Annotated in this window: 13 protein-coding genes; 4 read left to right on the top strand and 9 right to left on the bottom strand. The window is 44.5% G+C overall.

Features of this window, described 5'->3' with window-relative positions; translation table 11 throughout:
• Positions 1 to 5: 5 nt before the first annotated feature.
• Positions 6 to 635, top strand: coding sequence for a DUF1349 domain-containing protein (locus QX565_RS10040; protein WP_369880842.1), 630 nt, complete (start codon positions 6 to 8; stop codon positions 633 to 635).
• A gap of 200 nt (positions 636 to 835) precedes the next feature.
• Here QX565_RS10040 and bioD read toward each other — a convergent pair whose 3' ends face one another.
• The 5 genes from bioD to bioA all read right to left on the bottom strand — a co-directional run bounded on the left by bioD (position 836) and on the right by bioA (position 6,952).
• A complete protein-coding gene (gene bioD, locus QX565_RS10035) occupies positions 836 to 1,489 on the bottom strand; it encodes a dethiobiotin synthase (protein WP_289292665.1) in 654 nt (217 codons plus the stop codon).
• Positions 1,486 to 2,241, bottom strand: a complete 756-nt coding sequence (bioC, locus tag QX565_RS10030; RefSeq protein ID WP_289292666.1) for a malonyl-ACP O-methyltransferase BioC — start codon at positions 2,239 to 2,241, stop codon at positions 1,486 to 1,488. The genes bioD and bioC overlap by 4 nt, the downstream gene beginning before the upstream one ends.
• Before the next feature lie 2 nt (positions 2,242 to 2,243).
• Positions 2,244 to 2,897 (bottom strand): DUF452 family protein, encoded by a 654-nt coding sequence (locus QX565_RS10025; RefSeq protein WP_289292667.1) that lies wholly within the window; start codon positions 2,895 to 2,897, stop codon positions 2,244 to 2,246.
• A gap of 337 nt (positions 2,898 to 3,234) precedes the next feature.
• A complete protein-coding gene (locus QX565_RS10020) occupies positions 3,235 to 4,407 on the bottom strand; it encodes an 8-amino-7-oxononanoate synthase (RefSeq protein WP_289292668.1) in 1,173 nt (390 codons plus the stop codon).
• A 100-nt stretch (positions 4,408 to 4,507) separates the two neighbouring features.
• The gene (bioA, locus tag QX565_RS10015) at positions 4,508 to 6,952 is read right to left on the bottom strand and encodes an adenosylmethionine--8-amino-7-oxononanoate transaminase (protein ID WP_289292669.1); all 2,445 of its coding nucleotides are present in this window, start codon (positions 6,950 to 6,952) and stop codon (positions 4,508 to 4,510) included.
• A 108-nt stretch (positions 6,953 to 7,060) separates the two neighbouring features.
• Between bioA and QX565_RS10010 the strand changes: the two genes are divergently transcribed.
• Positions 7,061 to 8,620 (top strand): PD-(D/E)XK nuclease domain-containing ATP-binding protein, encoded by a 1,560-nt coding sequence (locus tag QX565_RS10010; RefSeq protein WP_289292670.1) that lies wholly within the window; start codon positions 7,061 to 7,063, stop codon positions 8,618 to 8,620.
• Positions 8,621 to 8,638: 18 nt separating this feature from the next.
• Here the strand turns inward: QX565_RS10010 and QX565_RS10005 are convergent, their stop codons facing one another.
• A complete protein-coding gene (locus QX565_RS10005) occupies positions 8,639 to 9,730 on the bottom strand; it encodes a DUF4421 domain-containing protein (protein ID WP_289292671.1) in 1,092 nt (363 codons plus the stop codon).
• A gap of 255 nt (positions 9,731 to 9,985) precedes the next feature.
• Here QX565_RS10005 and QX565_RS10000 point away from each other — a divergent pair, with 255 nt between their 5' ends.
• Both QX565_RS10000 and QX565_RS09995 read left to right on the top strand, forming a co-directional pair.
• Entirely contained in the window at positions 9,986 to 13,114 is a 3,129-nt protein-coding gene (locus tag QX565_RS10000) for a SusC/RagA family TonB-linked outer membrane protein (RefSeq protein ID WP_289292672.1), read from the top strand.
• A gap of 43 nt (positions 13,115 to 13,157) precedes the next feature.
• Positions 13,158 to 14,624: a RagB/SusD family nutrient uptake outer membrane protein gene (locus tag QX565_RS09995; protein WP_289292673.1), complete on the top strand. Its 1,467-nt coding sequence runs from the start codon at positions 13,158 to 13,160 to the stop codon at positions 14,622 to 14,624.
• A 209-nt stretch (positions 14,625 to 14,833) separates the two neighbouring features.
• Here QX565_RS09995 and QX565_RS09990 read toward each other — a convergent pair whose 3' ends face one another.
• The 3 genes from QX565_RS09990 to QX565_RS09980 form a co-directional block, all read right to left on the bottom strand.
• Positions 14,834 to 16,012 carry a DUF418 domain-containing protein gene (locus QX565_RS09990; protein WP_289292674.1) on the bottom strand — a complete coding sequence of 393 codons (1,179 nt, stop codon included), beginning with the start codon at positions 16,010 to 16,012 and terminating at the stop codon, positions 14,834 to 14,836.
• Positions 16,013 to 16,713: 701 nt separating this feature from the next.
• The gene (locus QX565_RS09985; RefSeq protein ID WP_289292675.1) at positions 16,714 to 17,970 is read right to left on the bottom strand and encodes a PepSY-associated TM helix domain-containing protein; all 1,257 of its coding nucleotides are present in this window, start codon (positions 17,968 to 17,970) and stop codon (positions 16,714 to 16,716) included.
• Positions 17,971 to 18,054: 84 nt separating this feature from the next.
• Positions 18,055 to 19,452 carry a DUF4374 domain-containing protein gene (locus QX565_RS09980; RefSeq protein ID WP_289292676.1) on the bottom strand — a complete coding sequence of 466 codons (1,398 nt, stop codon included), beginning with the start codon at positions 19,450 to 19,452 and terminating at the stop codon, positions 18,055 to 18,057.
• Between the last annotated feature and the right edge of the window lie 192 nt (positions 19,453 to 19,644).

Below are 19,644 nucleotides of genomic sequence, written 5' to 3'. Positions count from 1 at the left end.
TGTTTATGACATTTGCTGTGCAATATCAAACAATTATGGCACAAAGTCTTGAAAAGATGAATTGGTTTAATGAACCTGATAAATGGGAGATACGGGATGCACGTACTTTCTCAATGATAGTCCCTCCGAAAACGGATTATTGGAGAATATCCCATTATGGTTTTACAGTAGATGATGCACCTTTTTACTATGCTCTTTACGGTGGGGAGTTTGAAGCGAAAGTTAAAATAACGGGAAACTATGTGACTACTTTTGACCAAATGGGACTGATGATTCGTGTGGATCATGAGAACTGGATAAAAGCAGGTGTGGAGTATGTGAATGGTAAACAGAATGTAAGTGCTGTGGTGACACATAAAACAAGTGACTGGAGTGTGGTAGAGTTGGATAAAGCTCCTCGTTCTATCTGGATAAAAGCTGTCAGAAAGCTGGATGCCGTAGAAATATTCTTCTCATTGGATGATAAGAAGTATACGATGATGCGTACCTGTTGGCTGCAGGATAACTGCCCGGTAATGGTGGGATTAATGGGAGCATGTCCTGATGGTACGGGATTTGAAGCTATCTTTGAAGATTTTCAGGTGAAACAATTGCCTGATACACGTCGGTTGGAATGGGCAAAGAAGCAAAAGTAAAACTTTAATAGACTCCACTGCAGAGTAGCACGGAGCAACTGAGCTAATATTGTGCTGTGTTTTCATCGGCACACAGGATGAAACGGATAATGCGGATGACGGCGGATCGAATCTTCTTTTTCACTGATTATCAGTAAATAGAATAAAAAGATCCGTTGTCATCCGTATTGTCCGTTTCGTCCGTTGCCATAGAAGATATTTTATTTCCGGAGCTTTATTTCCGGCACAAGTATAAACCGGGTGTCCGGGAAGTATTTCTCCATATACTTTCTGATAAAGCTTTGCGTATCCTCTTGTATTGTTTTATCTTCTACTGTGGGATACAGATTATACATCACAGTATCAAGACGGATCCCCCGGTTACGTATGGCTTCAAAGCTGAGTAATGTGTGGTTGATGCTTCCCAACTTGCCGGAGGTTACAAAAATGAGCGGGTAACCCTTTTGGGCTACATAGTCGATAGTCAGCAACTCTTCGGTCAACGGCACCATCAGTCCGCCGGCACCTTCGAGCAGAACGATGTCATAACGGCGGCTGAGTTCGGCGGTGGCTTGTTCCATCTTGTTGAAGTTTATGGGGCGCTTGTCCAATTGCGAGGCAAGATGCGGCGAAGCCGGATAGGAGAAAATCTCCGGCATAGTGAGTCCTTCATGATCTTCTTCGGTGTGAGGAACTCCCATGATACGGCGGTGCAGGTCAATATCTTCGGAATAACCTACATTGCCGGTCTGAATAAATTTCTGGGTAATAGTACGCTTTCCGTTCTTATTGAGTTCGCGGGCCAGGAAACCGGTGGCATAGCTCTTTCCGGCATCAGTGTCAATGCCGGATACAAAAAATACATTCTGTTTCATTGTTTCTTCTTTTTTGCGATAATATAAATAGGGTGATAAGTAAGTGTCACGGAGCGGTTGTTACCGGATTGACGGGGATAGTCCTCGCAGAAGCGGTTTAGTTCGCGCCGTGTCCAATGGTGTTTACCGATACCCGTAACTCCTGTTTCTTTCAGATGATAGAGCACTTGCAGCGGAGTGGTAAAGGTACGGGGGACTACCTCTTCTTCTGCATAAATGATATCGTACATAGGAGCGAGCGAAGCCTTCAGGTCGTGGAGCGAACGGTAGGTAAGTCCGTGTCCGGTGACACTGCGTATCTCTTCCATGTTCTTTTGCCCGAAAGTGGTGAAAGCGAAATACCCGTTTCTACTCAGATAGTTCGTACAACGGTGAAAAAAGTGTTCCGGGTTTTCAAACCATTGAAGGGTAGAACAGGAGGTGATAAGTTCCGTATCTTCGGGAAATGCGAGTGTTTCGGCATCTCCGGCAAGGAAGGCTACGCCCTGATTGAGCAGGTCTTCACAGCAGGTCTGCATGTTGTGGCAGATATCATTCAGGAGAAGCTGTTTCGGTTGCAGGGTATGATAGAGCAGCCGGGAGTAATTGCCTGTGCCGCAACCAAATTCTACCACTTTCCCCAACGGAGTTGGAGGGAGATATTGCTGTAAGAGGCGAATCATTTTTTCGGCTATCTGTTGCTGTATATTTGCTTCCCGCGTATAAGTACCGATTGCTTTAGAGAAGCGTTCGGCTATCAGATTCTTGTCCATATTCATTTCAGGTATTGTGTAAAGAGTGGTTCGTCATAATGAGCTTCGTTACCATGGAGGATGGAAGCGGAAGTCTCTTCCCAGGCAGTATGTTGATTGGCGGGAGGGAAGATACGGTCGTTTTCACCGATGATGGCTTTCTTCCAGGAGAAGCTGGCAGGAGGAAGTGCCCGATATTGCCGGGCGATGGCGGCGAGTTCCTCTTTCAGGTCTTCTGCTGACCGTTGGGGGGCAATGTGGCGGAAGCTGTCAAAAGCACTTCCATTGGCGCACATCCGGCGCTGGAATTTCCGAAGGGATGCTTCGTTCAAACCCTCTAATGTTCCTTTGAAAATGGCAGGAGGAATACCCCGTTTCTCGTCGATAGGGAAGGGGGTGCCGTTGATCGCGACACTGCTGTTGACGGGAAGTGCAATGCGTGAGAGTACTTGTGAGGCCGCCCAGACCCCCATAGACCATGCCACAACGTCGATATGGGAGTAACGGGCTGTCGGGGAAGTGTCGAAATCGAGTGTATGATAATCGTAGCAAATCATAAAATCGCTTTCACGGGGTGTATATTGTATGAAAGGGCGTTCATCCATTCCCCAGCCTGCGAAGAACAGGAGAAGGCGATCTCGTTTCTGATTCGTTGACGTATGGATATATTGGTTCATAGGTAGATGTGATACTTAAAATAATGTTGTGTAATATTACTATTGTTGCACTGCTCGGAATACTAAAGTCTGTCTTTGTAAAGCACTGATTATTAAAGGGCTTACGGAACGCTTTTCTCCCCGGAGCCGAACAGCCTGTTCCCCGGAGCCGAAGAAGCTCTTCCCCGGAGCCGGGCTACCTCCTCCCCGGAGCCGGGCAAGGCGTACGGCTTGGGGAGAAAACTGTATGTAAAATAATGCGACTCTGCTTGAGGTGGATTCCATATTGTTTAAACTTATATATTCAGACAAAACGGAAGTAACGGTTGGCATCTTAGTATCTTCTTTTGAGGAAAATTTAAACAGGTTCTTCGACTTTTGATATTTCATTTATTAATTTCTCCATTTCACTTTCTCTGATCTCTGCCGTCAGCGAGAACCGGATACGTGAGGTGCCTTCCGGTACCGTAGGCGGGCGTACGGGCAAAGCATAGAATCCTTTGCGTTGTAGTTCTTCCGCCTTCCGGATGGCCACACAGCTTTCTCCTGTTATCAACGGCACGATGTGACTGGTTGAAGGGCAGTCATATCCTTTGTTTTTCAGGGCTTCCCTGAGTTGATTACTAAGGAACCGCAGGGTTTCACGTCTTTGCCGGAAGCCTGCCAGACGTTCCAGCATGAAGGAAGTCCACTGTACTGTCACCGGAGGCAATGCCGTGGTGAAGATGAAAGTACGCATCTTGTTAATAAGGTATTCCCGTATCACTTTCCGGCAGACGATATAGGCTCCTGCCGAAGCCAGTGCCTTACCGAATGTACCTACCAGAAAGTCGATATCGTTGATGCAATCCTGCTCTTCTGCACATCCCAGTCCTCTCTGTCCGCGTACTCCGAAGGCATGAGCCTCATCTACATACAACAGTACATTGGGATATTGTTTTTTCAAACGAACCAGTTCCCGGAGATCGGCTTCGTCACCATCCATACTAAAGATACTTTCGGTGACGACGATAATGCGTTCGTATTCCGAATGATTCACCTGTAAAAGACGTTCCAACTGGTTGTATTCATTGTGGCGGTACCGGATACATTTTGCTGCCGATAGGCGTATGCCGTCTATCAGGCTGGCATGTACCAGTTTGTCTGCTAAGATGAGCGTGTGCGTATTGCTTACTGCCGGCAGGATACCTGTATTGGCATGATATCCGCTGTTGAATGTCAATGCCGCTTCGGTGCCGAAGCTATCGGCAAGTTGCTGCTCCAACCGATCATAAATACTGAAGTTCCCCGTCAGCAGACGTGAAGAGGAAGAGGTGGGCAGAAAAGTCTCCGTGGTCAGGGTTTCCCGGAACTCCTGGCGCAGTTTCCTATCGTTTGCCAATCCTAAATAGTCGTTTGAAGAGAGGTTCAGCATCCGTCGCCCGTCTACAATAACGTTTCTGCCTTCGTGTGTAATGGCAGGAAGCTTTCGTAGATTGCTTTTCTCTTTCAGTTCCTGCAACTCTTGTTGCATCTGTTCGATGGTGGTCATAATTCTTTAACTTATTTATTAATTAGTAGTAAGTAGTCAAGTAGTCAAGTAGAAATGACTCGCCTAATGTATTCTACTTACTACTTGACTACTTAACTACTCAATTACTCATTATTTTGATAACTCCACTCGTAAGTTTACTTAATTGTTCCGGCGTGATGATAAACGGGGGCATGAGGTATACCAGCTTTCCGAAAGGACGCACCCAGATACCCTCTTCGACAAACCTCCGTTGCATGTATGCCATGTCTACCGGCTGACGTGTCTCAATAACTCCGATAGCACCCAGTATCCGTACATCTGCTACGGCCGGAAGTGAACGTGCCGGAGCCAGTTCCCGCTTCAGTTGCTCTTCGATACGGCGCACATTTTCTTGCCAACCGGACTCTAATAACAGGCGTACCGAAGCACAAGCTACGGCACAAGCCAGCGGATTCCCCATAAATGTAGGGCCGTGCATAAAAGCTCCCGGTGCATGATTGGAAATCATATCCGCCACTTCATTGGTTGCCAATACGGCAGACAGTGTCATATATCCTCCGGTCAGTGCCTTGCCGATGCACATGATATCCGGTTCTACTCCGGCATGTTCCCAGGCAAAGAGCTTTCCTGTACGTCCGAAGCCGGTAGCTATTTCATCAAAGATAAGTAACAGATTGTGCTCATGGCAAAGTTTAGCTGCCTCCTGTAAATACCGGGGATGGTAAAACCACATACCGCCTGCCCCCTGTACAATCGGTTCAAGGATAAGTGCGGCGAGCTCGTCGGAACGTGTTTCTATCAGTTCTTTCAGAGGGAGAATATCTTCCGGATTCCACTCGCCATCGAAACGTGAGGCGGGTTGAGGTACAAAATAACGTACCGGCAGTGCTGATCCGAACAGCGAGTGCATCCCTGTTACGGGGTCACAAACAGACATTGCATTCCATGTATCACCATGATATCCGCTGCGTATGGTAATGAAATTATTCTTTTCTGCCTTCCCGGCGGCATACCAGTATTGCACGGCCATTTTCAGTGCTACCTCTACTGCCACCGATCCGGAGTCTGCATAAAATATCTTCTGCATCGAGGGAGGAACCAGAGGGAGCAACAGCTTTCCCAATTCAATGGCCGGATCGTGTGTCAGTCCGCCAAACATTACGTGCGACATTTTCTCCAACTGCTCCCGTACCGCTTCATTCAATACCGGATGATTGTATCCATGTACCGCACACCACCACGACGACATTCCTTCTACAAGCACCTGCCCGTCACTCAGTGTAATTGTAGCCCCTTCTGCCCGTTCTACCTTATATACCGGCAATGGATTCGTGGTCGAAGTATAAGGATGCCACAAATGTTCCCGATCGAACCCATCCTCCCTCTCTTTCCTTCTCCCTTCTCCCTTCTCCCTTCTCCCTTCTCCCATCCCGTATCCTGCTGCACAAATCATCTGCTTGTCTTCCGATACTTTTGAGCCGAGTGTAGTTAGTAAATCTCCCACGATAGCCGAGTTGATACCGATATGTAAAGCCCGTTTCATAGCTTCCGGAGAGAGTTGTGAACGTCCTCCGGCAAAGCGCAGATAGGCTGTCGGGTTGATAAAGCGGAAAAGTGCGATAGCGGTTAATACCTCTTCTTCTGTCAGCGGTGTTGCGTGTTCCAGTGGGGTACCTGGGATCGGGCTGAGCAGGTTGATCGGGATGGACTGTACCCCAAGTTCCCGGAGGGTGAAAGCAAATTCAATACGCTGTTCCAGTGTTTCTCCCATACCGATAATGCCGCCGCAACAGATATCCATACCTACCCGGCGTGCAGCATTGAGTGTAGCCAGTTTCTGCTCTTGCGTATGCGTAGAGCAAAGTTTCGGAAAATAGGAAGGTGCCGTTTCTAAGTTACAGTGATAACGGGTGATACCTGCGTCATAGAGTACCTGTAATTCATCTTCTTCGAGGAGTCCTAAGGAGGCGCATAGCTGAATGGAAGTATGCCTGCGCATGTAGCGGGTGGAGTCACGAAGTTGAATAAGTTGTTTCGGGGAAGGTTTTCGTCCGCTGGTGACGAGTGAGAACCGGGCTATGCCCTGTGCTTCGTTGTATTGTGCCTGTCGGAGGCATTCATCTTTACTGACGAGGTCGTAAACCTCGGCTTTTGTCTGGTAGTGAGAAGATTGTGCACACCATTTACAGTTTTCCGGGCAACGTCCGGACTTGGCATTAATGATGGAACACATGTCGAATTCGCGCTGTGCACGGGCGACGGTAATCTCATGGGCAGCCGCATATAGCGCCTCCCTGTCGGCTGTATTAGCCAGCCAGGCCGCTTGTTCGGGCGTGATATCAACGCCTTGCAGCACCTGGTCTTTAAGTTCTTCAAGTGTCATAAATGTATGATAAGGGATAGTTTGAGCAGCTTTTTGCTTGGCGAGCGAACGTTCCGTCACGTTGAGATGCAACTGCCCGATGGTAACCTGGTGTCCCAGGCTGGCAAAGGCAGCATATCCCTTCCGGCTCCAACAGCGGAAACGGATGGCAGGTCTATGGATCGGACGGTTCGTTTTCATTCTTTTTTCAGGTTTTGAACGGGGCAAATGTACAAAGAAATTTTGAGTATGTGAACATAAAGACCTATCTTTGCGTACTACTAATGTCATACCTAGAATAATAGCCTTATGATTGATTTAAGCCGTAAACTCCCCATCGGGATACAGACTTTCGAGAAGTTGCGTAAAGAGGGATATCTCTATGTGGATAAGACTGCGCTTGTCTGGCAGATGGTAAGTACCAGTACTCCTTATTTTCTGAGCCGTCCCCGCCGCTTTGGGAAAAGTTTGTTGCTGTCTACTTTCGAGGCTTATTTTGAGGGGAAGAAAGAACTTTTCAAGGGGTTGGCTATCGAAGATTTGGAGAAAGAGTGGATCACCTATCCTGTGCTGCACCTCGACTTGAACGCCGAGAAGTATGATACTCCCGAAAGACTGAACAGCATTCTCAGTAACCACTTAACTCAATGGGAACTGAAATACGGAAAAGGAGTTGACGAAACTACCCTGTCGAGCCGTTTCATGGGAGTTATTAGACGTGCTTCCGAATTAACCGGGCGCAATGTCGTTGTCCTGATAGACGAATACGACAAGCCCTTGCTTCAGGCCATGCAGAATGAGGCTTTGCTGGATGAGTATCGCACGACCCTGAAAGCTTTTTATGGCGTACTGAAAAGCTCCGATCGTTACCTGCGTTTCGCTTTCCTTACCGGAGTGACCAAATTTGCCCAGGTAAGTGTATTCAGTGATTTGAACCAATTGCAGGATATCAGCCTGTGGTATGACTATGCTACTGTTTGTGGTATTACCCGGGATGAGTTAATTTCGATTTTCCAGCCTGAGCTGGAAGTGCTGGGCAGAGCTAACGATACCACTTATGAAGAAACGGTGGATGAGATGACCCGGATGTATGATGGTTATCATTTTCATCCTGCGGGAGAGGGCGTTTTCAATCCGTTTAGTGTGCTCAATGCGCTGAAAGCAAAAGAATTTAATGATTATTGGTTCCAGACCGGGACACCTACTTTTCTCGTTGAACTGCTTAAAAAGAGTGACTACGATCTTCGTATTTTGATTGATGGCGTGGAAGCATCTTCTACCGCTTTTACTGAATATCGGGTAGAGGCACGTAATCCTATCCCGTTAATCTACCAGAGTGGATATCTCACGATAAAAGAGTATGATAAGCGTTTCAAGATGTATCGTTTGGCTTTTCCGAATGATGAAGTGAAGTACGGTTTTATGAATTTCATATTGCCTTTTTATACACCAATACCGGACGGAGAACGACGTTTCTACATTGGCAAGTTCATCAAGGAACTACAGGCAGGTGATGTATCAGCTTTCCTCACTCGTCTTCAATCGTTTTTTGCCGATTTCCCTTATGAGTTGAACGAAAACAAAGAACGCCATTATCAGGTTGTGTTTTATCTGGTGTTCAAGTTGATGGGGCAGTTCACCGAGGCAGAAGTGCGTAGTGCCCGTGGAAGGGCGGATGCTGTGGTAAAGACTCCCGATCAGGTTTATGTCTTTGAGTTTAAGCTGAATGGTACGGCAGAACAAGCCTTACTGCAGATTGATGACAGGGGCTATCTGATACCTTATCTGGCGGATGGACGTGAAATAGTGAAGGTGGGAGTAGAGTTCAGTGCCGAAACACGAAATATCAGTCGTTGGCTGGTGGAGTAGTTGTTGTCAGATTATTACTTAGTGCTTTTTCCTGTATTGCTTCTTCAGATAAAAATTGAATCCTGCATATACCTGCAGTGTACCAAAGCCATTGTTTAGTGAGAAATTATTCCGGTAGTAATCATAGGTTCTGCCCACAAAGGAGGTCCCGGCAAAATATTTGCTGTTGTTGTAAACTACCCCTGCACGCAGTATGAAATCTATGTTGAAGTTTTGGTACCAGTCGTTTGTTTCTGTTTGTACTTTTTCAATCCGTGAGGTTTTGTAGGCTATGGCAGGTGTCAGTGAGAGGCAGGCGAGCCAGTTGCGTGCAAACACCCAGTTGTAGGCATAACCGAGAGTGAGGCTGATATTTGTGTATTTGATGTGTTCCACTCTCATATCTTCATTCAGGCTTTCCTGAATAGTTTGCGGCAATTTGGTAGGATCGAAGTTCAGATGATGTGTTGAGATAGAGAACCCTGCAATCATCGATCCGGCACTGCGCCTTTGGTTAGTGCTTTGGCTGAAAGCTGCCGGATAGGAAAAGCGGCGATAGTTGAATACGTAAAATGCATTCAGCCCTTTTATATCTACTTTCAATCCATCAAAACTTTCGGAATAATTATCGGGCATGTCATCAAAACCGTCCGCTTTGTGTATCCGGTAGTCGTTACCGGTGCGTCGATAGAAAATATCCACCCCTAATTTGGAACTGTAAAGACTTAAATCAAACTCCGTTCCTTTTCTTTTTCCTTTCTGTTTGCCATAAAGCCCGTCGGTGTCTATAGACCATCCCAGGAATATCCAGCGCCAACCGAAGTAGGGACCTATCTTATTGCGGGGGTTGGGAGAGAACCGTAACCGTTGTGACTGAGGAGTACTACTGCTTAAACTATAATATTCGTAGTTGGTGAAGTGGTCCAGCATCAGTGCATAGTTGTAACGGTTGGGGCTGATATAAGTAGTATCGATATCACTGGGGTTGAACAGATAGTTGAAAGCTCTTATAAATCCGTTGGGACGTTTGGTTGTCTTCACACTGTCCGGCATGACGATGTTGCTCTCTTCATTCTGAGCGAACAAAGAGAGAGGCAATATCACCAACAGACAAATTACAAGTTGTTTCATACTATTTTAATAAGTAGTTAGAATTTAGTAGTAAGTAGTTAGAATCCTTTCGGAATGACAACGCTGATATGCTACATAGATTCTAACTACTAACTACTGACTACTAACTACCAACTTCAACCTCATCATTCGCGAAATTAATACTTCCTTCCCGTTTGTGCAATCTTCCTTTAAATTTTGTTTCGTATCTTAAACAAAACAAGGCCATGTAATGTTAGATACCTCACGTAAATAAATCCTAAACCACAAGAAAATATGAGAATCAATCTACGTCTATTAGTAGCGTTTCTGGTCTTTGTTGTATCTGTATCGTTGCAGGCGGCCATACAACAGGAGAAACGTGTTTCGGGCACCGTAATATCCGACGGAGAACCATTACCCGGTGTTTCCGTACAGGTAAAAGGTGCCACTACCGGTACCATTACCGATATCGATGGAAAATATTCTATATCTGCCCCTGCCGATGGGATACTTGTTTTCCGCTTTGTAGGGTTAAAGACGGCAGAGAAGCCTGTGAACGGACGGAGTACCATTGATGTTACTCTTGAATCCGACAGTAAGGAACTGGACGAGGTCATGGTAGTAGCTTATGCCACAGCCAAAAAATATAGCTTTACCGGAGCCGCTTCTACTGTAAAAGGAGATGAGATAGCCAAACTACAGGTAGCCAGTGTTTCGCGTGCTCTTGAAGGTACTGTTTCCGGTGTGCAGGCAAGTGCTTCCAGCGGGCAACCCGGTACGGATGCCGAGATACGTATCCGTGGTATCGGGTCTATCAATGCTTCCAGTGCACCGCTCTATGTAGTGGATGGTGTGCCTTTTGATGGTTCCGTCAACGCTATCAATCCGGATGATATTGCCTCCATGACAGTGCTGAAAGATGCTGCTTCGGCTGCTCTTTACGGCTCACGTGGTGCCAATGGAGTCATTATTATCACCACTAAACAGGGACAAACAGACTCTAAAACAACCGTCAATGTAAAAGCCTCCTTCGGTGGTTCCAATCGTGCCGTACGTGATTATGACCGTATAGGCACAAATGATTATTTCCAACTCTATTGGGAAGCCTTGCGCAATCAATATGCCAAGGATACGCAGAACTATACTCCTGCTACAGCCGCCGCACAGGCGTCAAAAGATCTGGTAACCAAACTTATGGGAGACGGTCCCAACCCTTATGGACCCAATTATTCACAACCTGTAGGCACGGATGGCAAACTTGTAGACGGTGCTACCCCTCTGTGGGATTTTGATTGGAGTGATGCTATGGAACAGCAAGCTTTGCGTACGGAGCTTAACCTCAATGTATCCGGAGGCGGACAGAAGAATCAGTATTTCTTTTCCGCCGGTTATCTGAATGATAAGGGTATTGCGCTTGAATCCGGATATCAGCGTTTCAACCTGCGTTCCAACATCACCAGTGAAATGACCTCCTGGCTGAAGGGTGGTGTTAACATGAGCTTTGCGCATTCCATGCAGAACTATCCGGTATCTTCGGATACGAAGACCAGTAATGTGATCAATGCAGGACGTACGATGCCCGGTTTCTATCCCATCTACGAGGTAAACCCCAATGATGGAAGTATCATTTATAAGGATGGAAGTCCTGTTCCTGATTTCGGGCCCTATCGTCCTTCCGGTTCTATGGCAAACTGGAACCTGCCCGCTACTCTTCCGCTCGATAAGTCCGAACGGATGAAAGATGAGTTTTCGGGACGTACTTTTCTGGAAGTTACCTTTATTCCCGGTTTGAAGTTCAAGACGAGTTTTAATTTCGACCTTATCAATTACAATTCTCTCGATTTCACAAATTCCCTTATCGGTCCTTCGGTCACTACCGGAGGTGGCTCAAGTCGTGTCAACACCCGTACCTTCTCCTGGACGTGGAACAATATTGCAACTTATGATAAGACGATTGGTGAGCACCACTTCAATATACTTGTTGGGCAGGAAGCTTATTCCTACCGTTATGATGAACTTTCTGCTTCCCGTACGAAAATGGCGTTACCTAATATGCCCGAACTGGTAGTTGGTTCGCAACTCACCGGAGGTTCCGGTTATCGGATTGATTATGCCCTGGTGGGTTATTTCTCTCAGTTCCTGTATGATTACCAGGACAAATACTTCTTTTCTGCCTCTTACCGCCGTGACGGTTCTTCCCGTTTTGCACCGGAGACCCGTTGGGGTAATTTCTGGTCGGTAGGAGCTTCCTGGCGTATCGATCGTGAAGACTTCATGGTTTCTACTTCCGATTGGCTTTCGGCTTTGACTTTAAAAGCCAGTTACGGAGCACAGGGAAATGATAACTTAGGTACTTACTATGCCAGCAAAGGACTTTATGCCATTGTATCCAACCTGGGGGAGAATGCACTTGTATCCGACCGCATTGCCACTCCGAAGCTGAAGTGGGAAACCAATCTCAACTTCAATGTGGGTGTGGATTTCTCTTTATGGAACAACCGTGTATCCGGTTCGTTTGATTTCTTCCAACGCCGTTCCAAAGACTTGCTCTATTCACGTCCTGTAGCTCCTTCTATGGGATATAGTTCGGTTGATGAAAATGTGGGGGCACTGAAAAATACCGGTATCGAACTGACGCTGAATGGTACGGTGATCCATACAAAGGATTTCATGTGGAAACTTGGTTTCAACCTGACACATTACAAGAACGTAGTCACCGAACTACCTTTGAAAGACATGCCTCCGGTAGGGGTGAACAAGCTAAAAGAGGGGCGTTCCGTCTATGATTTCTACACGAAGGAATGGGCTGGGGTAGACCCGGAAAACGGAGATCCGTTGTGGTATATGGATATACTCGATAAGGATGAAAATGTGATAGGTCGCGGTACGACCAATGTGTATAAAGATGCTACTGATTATTATGTCAACAAGTCATCTTTGCCCAAGATATATGGTGGTTTCAATACAGCGTTTTCTTATAAGGGCATCGAGCTTTCGGCGATCTTTGCCTATAGCGTAGGTGGGTATATCATGAATCGTGATATCACTATGATTCTGCATAATGGTAGTGCCGAAGGGCGTTCATGGTCAAAAGAGATATTGGATCGCTGGACACCGGAGAATCGGTATACGGATGTTCCGGCATTGGGTACTACTTCCAATAACTGGACTTCCTACTCTACACGTTTCTTACAGAACAATTCCTACATGAGGCTGAAGAACCTTACACTCTCTTACACATTGCCGAAACAGCTTGTCAACCGGGCGTCGTTGAGTAATGTACAGGTTTTCGTACAAAGTGATAACTTGTTTACTATTCATCGTAATCAGGGGCTCGATCCGGAACAAGGCATTAGCGGACTGACCTATTATCGTTATCCTGCAATGAGAACTTTCTCGGGAGGAGTGAATGTGACGTTTTAGGATTCTAACTCCCAACTACTAACTACTAATTAATTTATGGTTTATGAAAAAATATATCTATCCTTATATTGCTTTCCTGCTTTTATTGGCGGGATGTAGTGGTGACTTTCTTGATAAAGAACCCACGGACTCTGTTAGTTCCGATGAGGTTAGTGTACCCGGTAATGCCGAACGATTGTTTAATGGTGCCTGGTATAATCTGTTTGAGTATGGCACAACCTATGCCAATATTGGTTATCGTGCTCTTCAGTGCCAGGACGATATGATGGCGGATGATGTCGTTTCCCGCCCTGCTTATGGGTTTAATTCATCTTATCAGTTCAATGATATAGCAATACCGAACAATAGCCGAACCTCTTTTGCCTGGTATCTCATTTATAAAACGATTGATAACTGTAATACCGCCATTGCTATTGATGGTGATTCGGAAGAATTTCTTCAGGCAAAAGGACAGGCACTTGCTTTGCGGGCGTTTTGTTACCTTCATCTGGCGCAACACTATCAGTTCACTTACCTGAAAGATCCCGCGGCTCCCTGTGTACCTATTTATACAGAACCCACTACAAGTGAAACGGTACCTAAAGCGAAATCTACTGTAGCCCAGGTGTATCAACGCGTTTTTGATGATCTTAACCTGGCACAGAGTTATTTGAAGAACTATACCCGCAAAGGGGATGGGCAGAAATTCAAGCCGAATACCAATGTTGTCAATGGACTGCTTGCCCGTGCCTATCTGTTGACCGGACAATGGGAGGAGGCTGCAAAGGCCGCCGCCGCTGCCCGTCAGGGATATTCGCTGATGACAACGACTGCCGAATACGAAGGATTCAACAACGTATCTAATAAAGAATGGATCTGGGGGCATCCGCAGACACTTGCCCAATCCGATGCTTCCTATAACTTTTATTACCTGGACGCAACCTATGTAGGTGCTTACAGTAGTTTCATGGCCGATCCTCATTTCAGGGATACATTCTCCGAAGGAGATATTCGTTTGGGATTATTCCAGTGGATGCGTGAGGGATATCTGGGTTATAAAAAGTTCCATATGCGTGCAGATGATACTGCCGATATCGTGTTGATGCGTGCCTCCGAGATGCTTCTGATAGAGGCTGAGGCTCTTGCCCGTGAAGGCTTCCCGGAGAAAGCGGTAATACCATTAAATGAATTGCGCCATGCCCGCGGATTGGGTGACTATGATTTAACAGGTAAATCACAGGACGATGTTGTCGATGAGATCCTGATGGAGCGTCGTCGTGAACTTTGGGGAGAGGGTTTCAGTATTACTGATATCTTGCGTACACAGCAGTCTGTGAAGCGTGTTGCACTTTCCGTCGAAGAGCAGGCGCAGCAAGTAGATGCCTGGCAGGAAGGAGGAGGATTTGCCAAACGCACTCCGTTAGGGCATTGGTTCCTTACATTCTCCGGAGGAGATGCATTTGTGCCAAACAGTATCAACTATCTGTATGCTATCCCGAAAGCTGAGATCGATGCCAATCCGAATTTGTAGGCTTTCGGGTGCTTCCCGCACGGGGAGGTACGACAAGCGATGATTAATTATTGAAACGCAGATGATCGCAGATTTTCGCAAAGAATATAAAGAGGAAGAACAACTGTCTCTTAATTTGCGTTAATCTGCGATCATCTGCGTTTTAATAAAACGCTGTTATAGTATGAATTAACTACTTAAACAAATAACTCTGTGGTGAAATATATTCATTACTTTTCAGCCAATAACCATGTCCATTTATGCCAGACACTTTCCAAAGGTCCTTGTTTATGTTTAGATAGCCACCATTTACAGAACCGGACTTGCAGTAAGAAAAGGACAATACCGATAATCAGACTGACTGTATAGCCACAGTAAGGAGCCAGGTAAAATCCGAACGGAAAATAAATGATAGCTCCCATGATAGATTGACTGATATAATTGGTAAGACTCATTTTTCCATAAAAACGTAGGTTTGTTACCGCCTTTCTGAATTTTTCTTTTTGATACAGGATCACAAAGGAGGCAACCAGGACAAACGTAAATGCAAACTTTTGCCACATATCAAAAGCAGTACCAACTGTCTGTTTGACTATGTCACTTTCGCTTTGCATAATCAACTCTTTTAGTGAATAGAGGGGGGCAAAACATATGGCAGCAACAATGAGCGTTTTAATCCAAAAACGAAGATGCGAGTCGGTGGTTACGAACAACTCTTTTCTGCCGATGTACAGGCCCATTAAGAAAAGTCCGGCTGTTTGCAGAAAACGTCCTGCTCCGATAGCCCAAAACAGACTGGCTTTTTGTCCCAGAGTGACATTACCTGCAATGAAATCCCAAAAGTTACCTGCTTTGGTATAATCGGCCACTTCCTGATACATTGCACCCACACCCAAATCGGGCAACGTATATGACGGATTGAATAAACTCATCAGATAATGGTACCACTCAATGGGCTGTAACAGGAAAAAGATTGCTGTGATCAGAATAGCTTTATTACTCCATTTCCGCACTAAGAACAATACAATCCCCACAATAGAGAAAAGCAGTAATACATCTCCCGCAGGAAAGAATGCGGCGTTTATGGTAGCAAAACCAACTAATAATACTAACCTCCAAAGAAAGCGATAACCAAAATCTTTTCCCTTCTTCTCTTGATTGTGGCATTGGATATAAAATGTAAATCCGAAAAGTAAAGCAAATATTGCGTAAGACTTTCCGGCAAAGAGTGAGAATACTACATTAAGTGTTCCGTTATCAAGAATGTTCAGCCATTCGGGCGAATCGGTCGGATAGACAGGAAATATAAAATGTTCTAAACTGTGTACCAATAAAATTGCCATTACGGCAAATCCTCTCAAGGCATCTATCACTTCAATACGTGGTGTTTTATTTACTGTTGGTTGCATAAAATAGTTTTTTATCTTCGTTAAATATCTTGTTGCAAACATAGTAATTAATTGTCATTCATCAGGTTCATTTTGATAAATATTTATTTTCGAACAGTTTTTTCTATTCGTTCTCAGTTATCAAAACAGTACTTATTGACTGATAATTGTCGTTGAAGGTTATGGATGGTAAAGAGTAAATATGAATGTAAATTATTGAATGACAGTGTGGTTAAATAATGTGTTCTTTATGCTGTAAAAGTACGTATTTAAGTGTGTGTTAAATACGTACTTTTATATAAGAAGAGTACGTACTCTTATCTATAAAAAGTACGTACTCTTGTTAGACTAAAATTTATGATTAAGAAACGCTGTTAATGTTGTTAATTTATTATTTCCAATGATTTCTTCGATACATAATAGCTATGCTTCATTCGATAAATGTATAGTTACCAAAAAAGTAATTATAAAGATCCTTTCAGAGGAAATATTAAGATGGAGTATGGATTCTTGATCTTATGTAATTGCTTGATTTATAACGAATATAAACCTCTTTTTAGAGGTAGGCAAAAGTGTACATTTCTGTGAGTGTTAATTGTACACTTTTGCCATACTTAACTGTACATTCCTGATGTACTAAATAGTACACTTTTGTAAAGCAAAAAATAGAGTGTTAAAAAACGTGTTAACAATATTAACAAGCCCTGTGTTTGATGAATGCATCATTTTCTTCTTTTCCTTGCCGAGCGGGCTATTTCTTTTTTTATCCATAGATAATATCCTGTCAGGGGTAAGGTAGCACCTAACAGTGAAGCTATAAAACTCAGAATCCGGGTAAACATACCTCCCCAGCTACCTACATGTACAGAGAAAATCCAGCCACGTATCTTGCCAGAATTATCCAGGTCTTTATAAAGTGTAGCCTCAGTTATTTCTCCATTTCTCGGATTAAAACTGTAACGGTCTGATGCACGTTGATTACCGAAACGGTTGAAAGAGACGTTTGCTGTACCGTTTGATACAGTGATTTGTTTATAATCGGGATTTTGAACTTTCAGTTGTTCGTATACTTTTTGCCACAAGGCGTAAGGAGAATATTCTCTGTTTCCTCTTCTTTCTTCACGATCTTCACCACGATTGTGACTTTCGCTTCGATTACGGCCTTCGCTCCGGCTATATCTTTTTTCGTCTCCTCTGTGACGTCCATCTTTGTTGCTTTCTTTGTTTCTTTCTCCCTGTCGTTCTTTATTTGATGTCTGAGAGGTCGTTTCCTGAGAAGAGGTTCCTTGTGTGGCTTCTACGCCAAATGCTTTATAGAATCCAGTGCGATACCAACCGAAAGACCAGGTCAGTCCGGTGAGAGCCAGTACGAGTAAGAAGATAAATGTGTACAGTCCACCTGCTATATGCAAATCATACCAGAATCTTCTCCAGCCTTTATTCACTGAAATTTTAAGGCTGTTTTTCAGAGCTTTGGCATTACGTGGAATCCAGATAATAATTCCGGATATCAGCACAAAGACAAACATCAACGTGCTGACGCCAACAATCATCTTACCCCAAAAGATGCCTCCATCTGGTTTCATGCTATCCAGCAACCATCTGTGTAGCTTGAACATGGTCGTAAAAAACGGAGCACGTTCATATTTTCCTTTTATTTCACCTGTATACTGATCAATATATACAGATGCCCGTCTGGGTTTGGAGAGGTTGACCTGATATGCTTTTGCCGGATCGGATGAAATGCTGATTCCCGTCACTGATATACTATCAGGCAGAGTTGCTGCTACTTTCTGTACCAGTTCTCCAGCGGGTAGGGGAGTCTCTTCTACTTTACTGACATAATAAAAGTCGTGCCGGCACAATTCCATAATTTCATTCTCGAAAACTAAAGCTGCTCCGGAGAAGCAGATGACAGTAATGATTAAGCCGAAAGGAATAGAAAGCCAGAGATGTATTTGGCGAAATATCTTCTTCATATATCTTCTTTAGTAAGGTCATGAAAGGAGCCTGCAGTACATAAGGCTTGCAGGCTCTTCAATCTGTTTATTTTATGCTATTATTTATTTTACCTTCAATCTACCAACACCGCTGACTTGTGTTGCTTCTACTGCTATACCCATTGTTGCGGTAGCATTTGTCGGGTCAATCTTGTAGATAGCAGGATGGCCGGTAGTAGTTGTAACTGTGATATAAGTGAAACCGTTTTCTGTATACGGGGTATTACCGAAACCAGAGATCTGATCAGCTGATGGCAGGCCATCTACATAAGTAAGTTTTCCGGTTGTTCCTTTGTAAATAGCCAGTTGGTTGGCAACAAAATCTTCTTCACTTAAAGGACGGTCGTACATCAACATCAGGAAATAATCTTCTGTGAGGTGCCAGCAACGGAGGAAAGACTTCCCGCCGCTTTGTGCTTCAATGCTATAATAGTAGTTCGGATCAAATTCTTCTGTTCCGGCTTTGATACGTACCACTCCGGCATCCAGTGTAGTCCGTTGACGGGCATCACTCATTGTCTTGGCATAGCTAGGGGAGAATACATAGATATCGCCGTTATCTGCGCTCCAGATGGTCTGGTAGTACTGAGACTTCATACGGCCACAGGCATAACTGATCTGTTCTGTTTTGATAAGCTTCTTAGTTGTAAGCGTCTCGTCATCAAAAATTGCTACCCAGCATTCGTTAGGGTATTGTGTCCACTGTAGTTCTCCCTTTTTATAGCTGCTACTGTTCGAACCACCATCTTCAGTTTTTACCAGATCTTCGTTACCCGGCAATATCCATTGACCCCCGTTGGCTTTTCCACCATATTGGCTCAAACCCATTGGAACTGCAGCACTATAAATTTTATTGTTATGTTCCAGGATACCTGCAAGTGTTACAAATTCGCCATTACCCAAAAAGTTTTCTGACATGTATGCTTTATTTTGGGTATTATTGGTCGTAAATGTTTCGGCTGCTACATCCAGATAAGATAATAAAAACATCTTTGGCAAATATCCATTCTCGTCAGCATATTCCGTAGGTCCGTCGCCGGTGGAAGAAGTCATGATATACTTGTCATAGATACCGTAGGTGGTAAATCTCTTGACGGCATATTCTCCTGAGCGTGCCTGTACCTCATAGTTGGCATTCATGAAATACGACCGGGTTGTGCCGGCATTTCCCTGATTGTATGTCAACCCATACAGATATTGGTCTTTATAAAATACCCATTGGGTTGCACCATCGTTCACAAGGCCATTATTTATAGTAGAAACAGTTCCTCCGTTTAAAGTTTCGGAAGTCAGCAGAACGTTAGTTGTATTTCCGGAGGCAGTGACAGAGGCTGCGATTACATATTCACCTTTGCCTACAGTACCTGCTCCATTACCCTGTTCGTCATCTGAGCAGGCTGTCAATGTCACCCCGACCATTGCTGTTGCAAATAGTCCATTCAAAAAGAAGTTTTTCTTCATGTTATTTTTAATTTAAAACGATTTGTTATTTATTTTTATCTAAGTAGTACTTCAAATTTAGTTCATACAATGATAGTGTTTTATTGAAACGCAAATGATCGCAGATTTTCGCAGATTAAATGGCTGCGCTATACTTGAGCGATGATATGCTTTGCGTGAATCTGCGACAATCTGCGTTTCAATAATAGTATC

Source organism: Bacteroides sp. 41_26 (assembly GCF_949740115.1).
Taxonomy (GTDB): Bacteria; Bacteroidota; Bacteroidia; order Bacteroidales; family Bacteroidaceae; genus Bacteroides; species Bacteroides nordii.
This window is presented reverse-complemented; position numbering and strand designations above follow the sequence as displayed.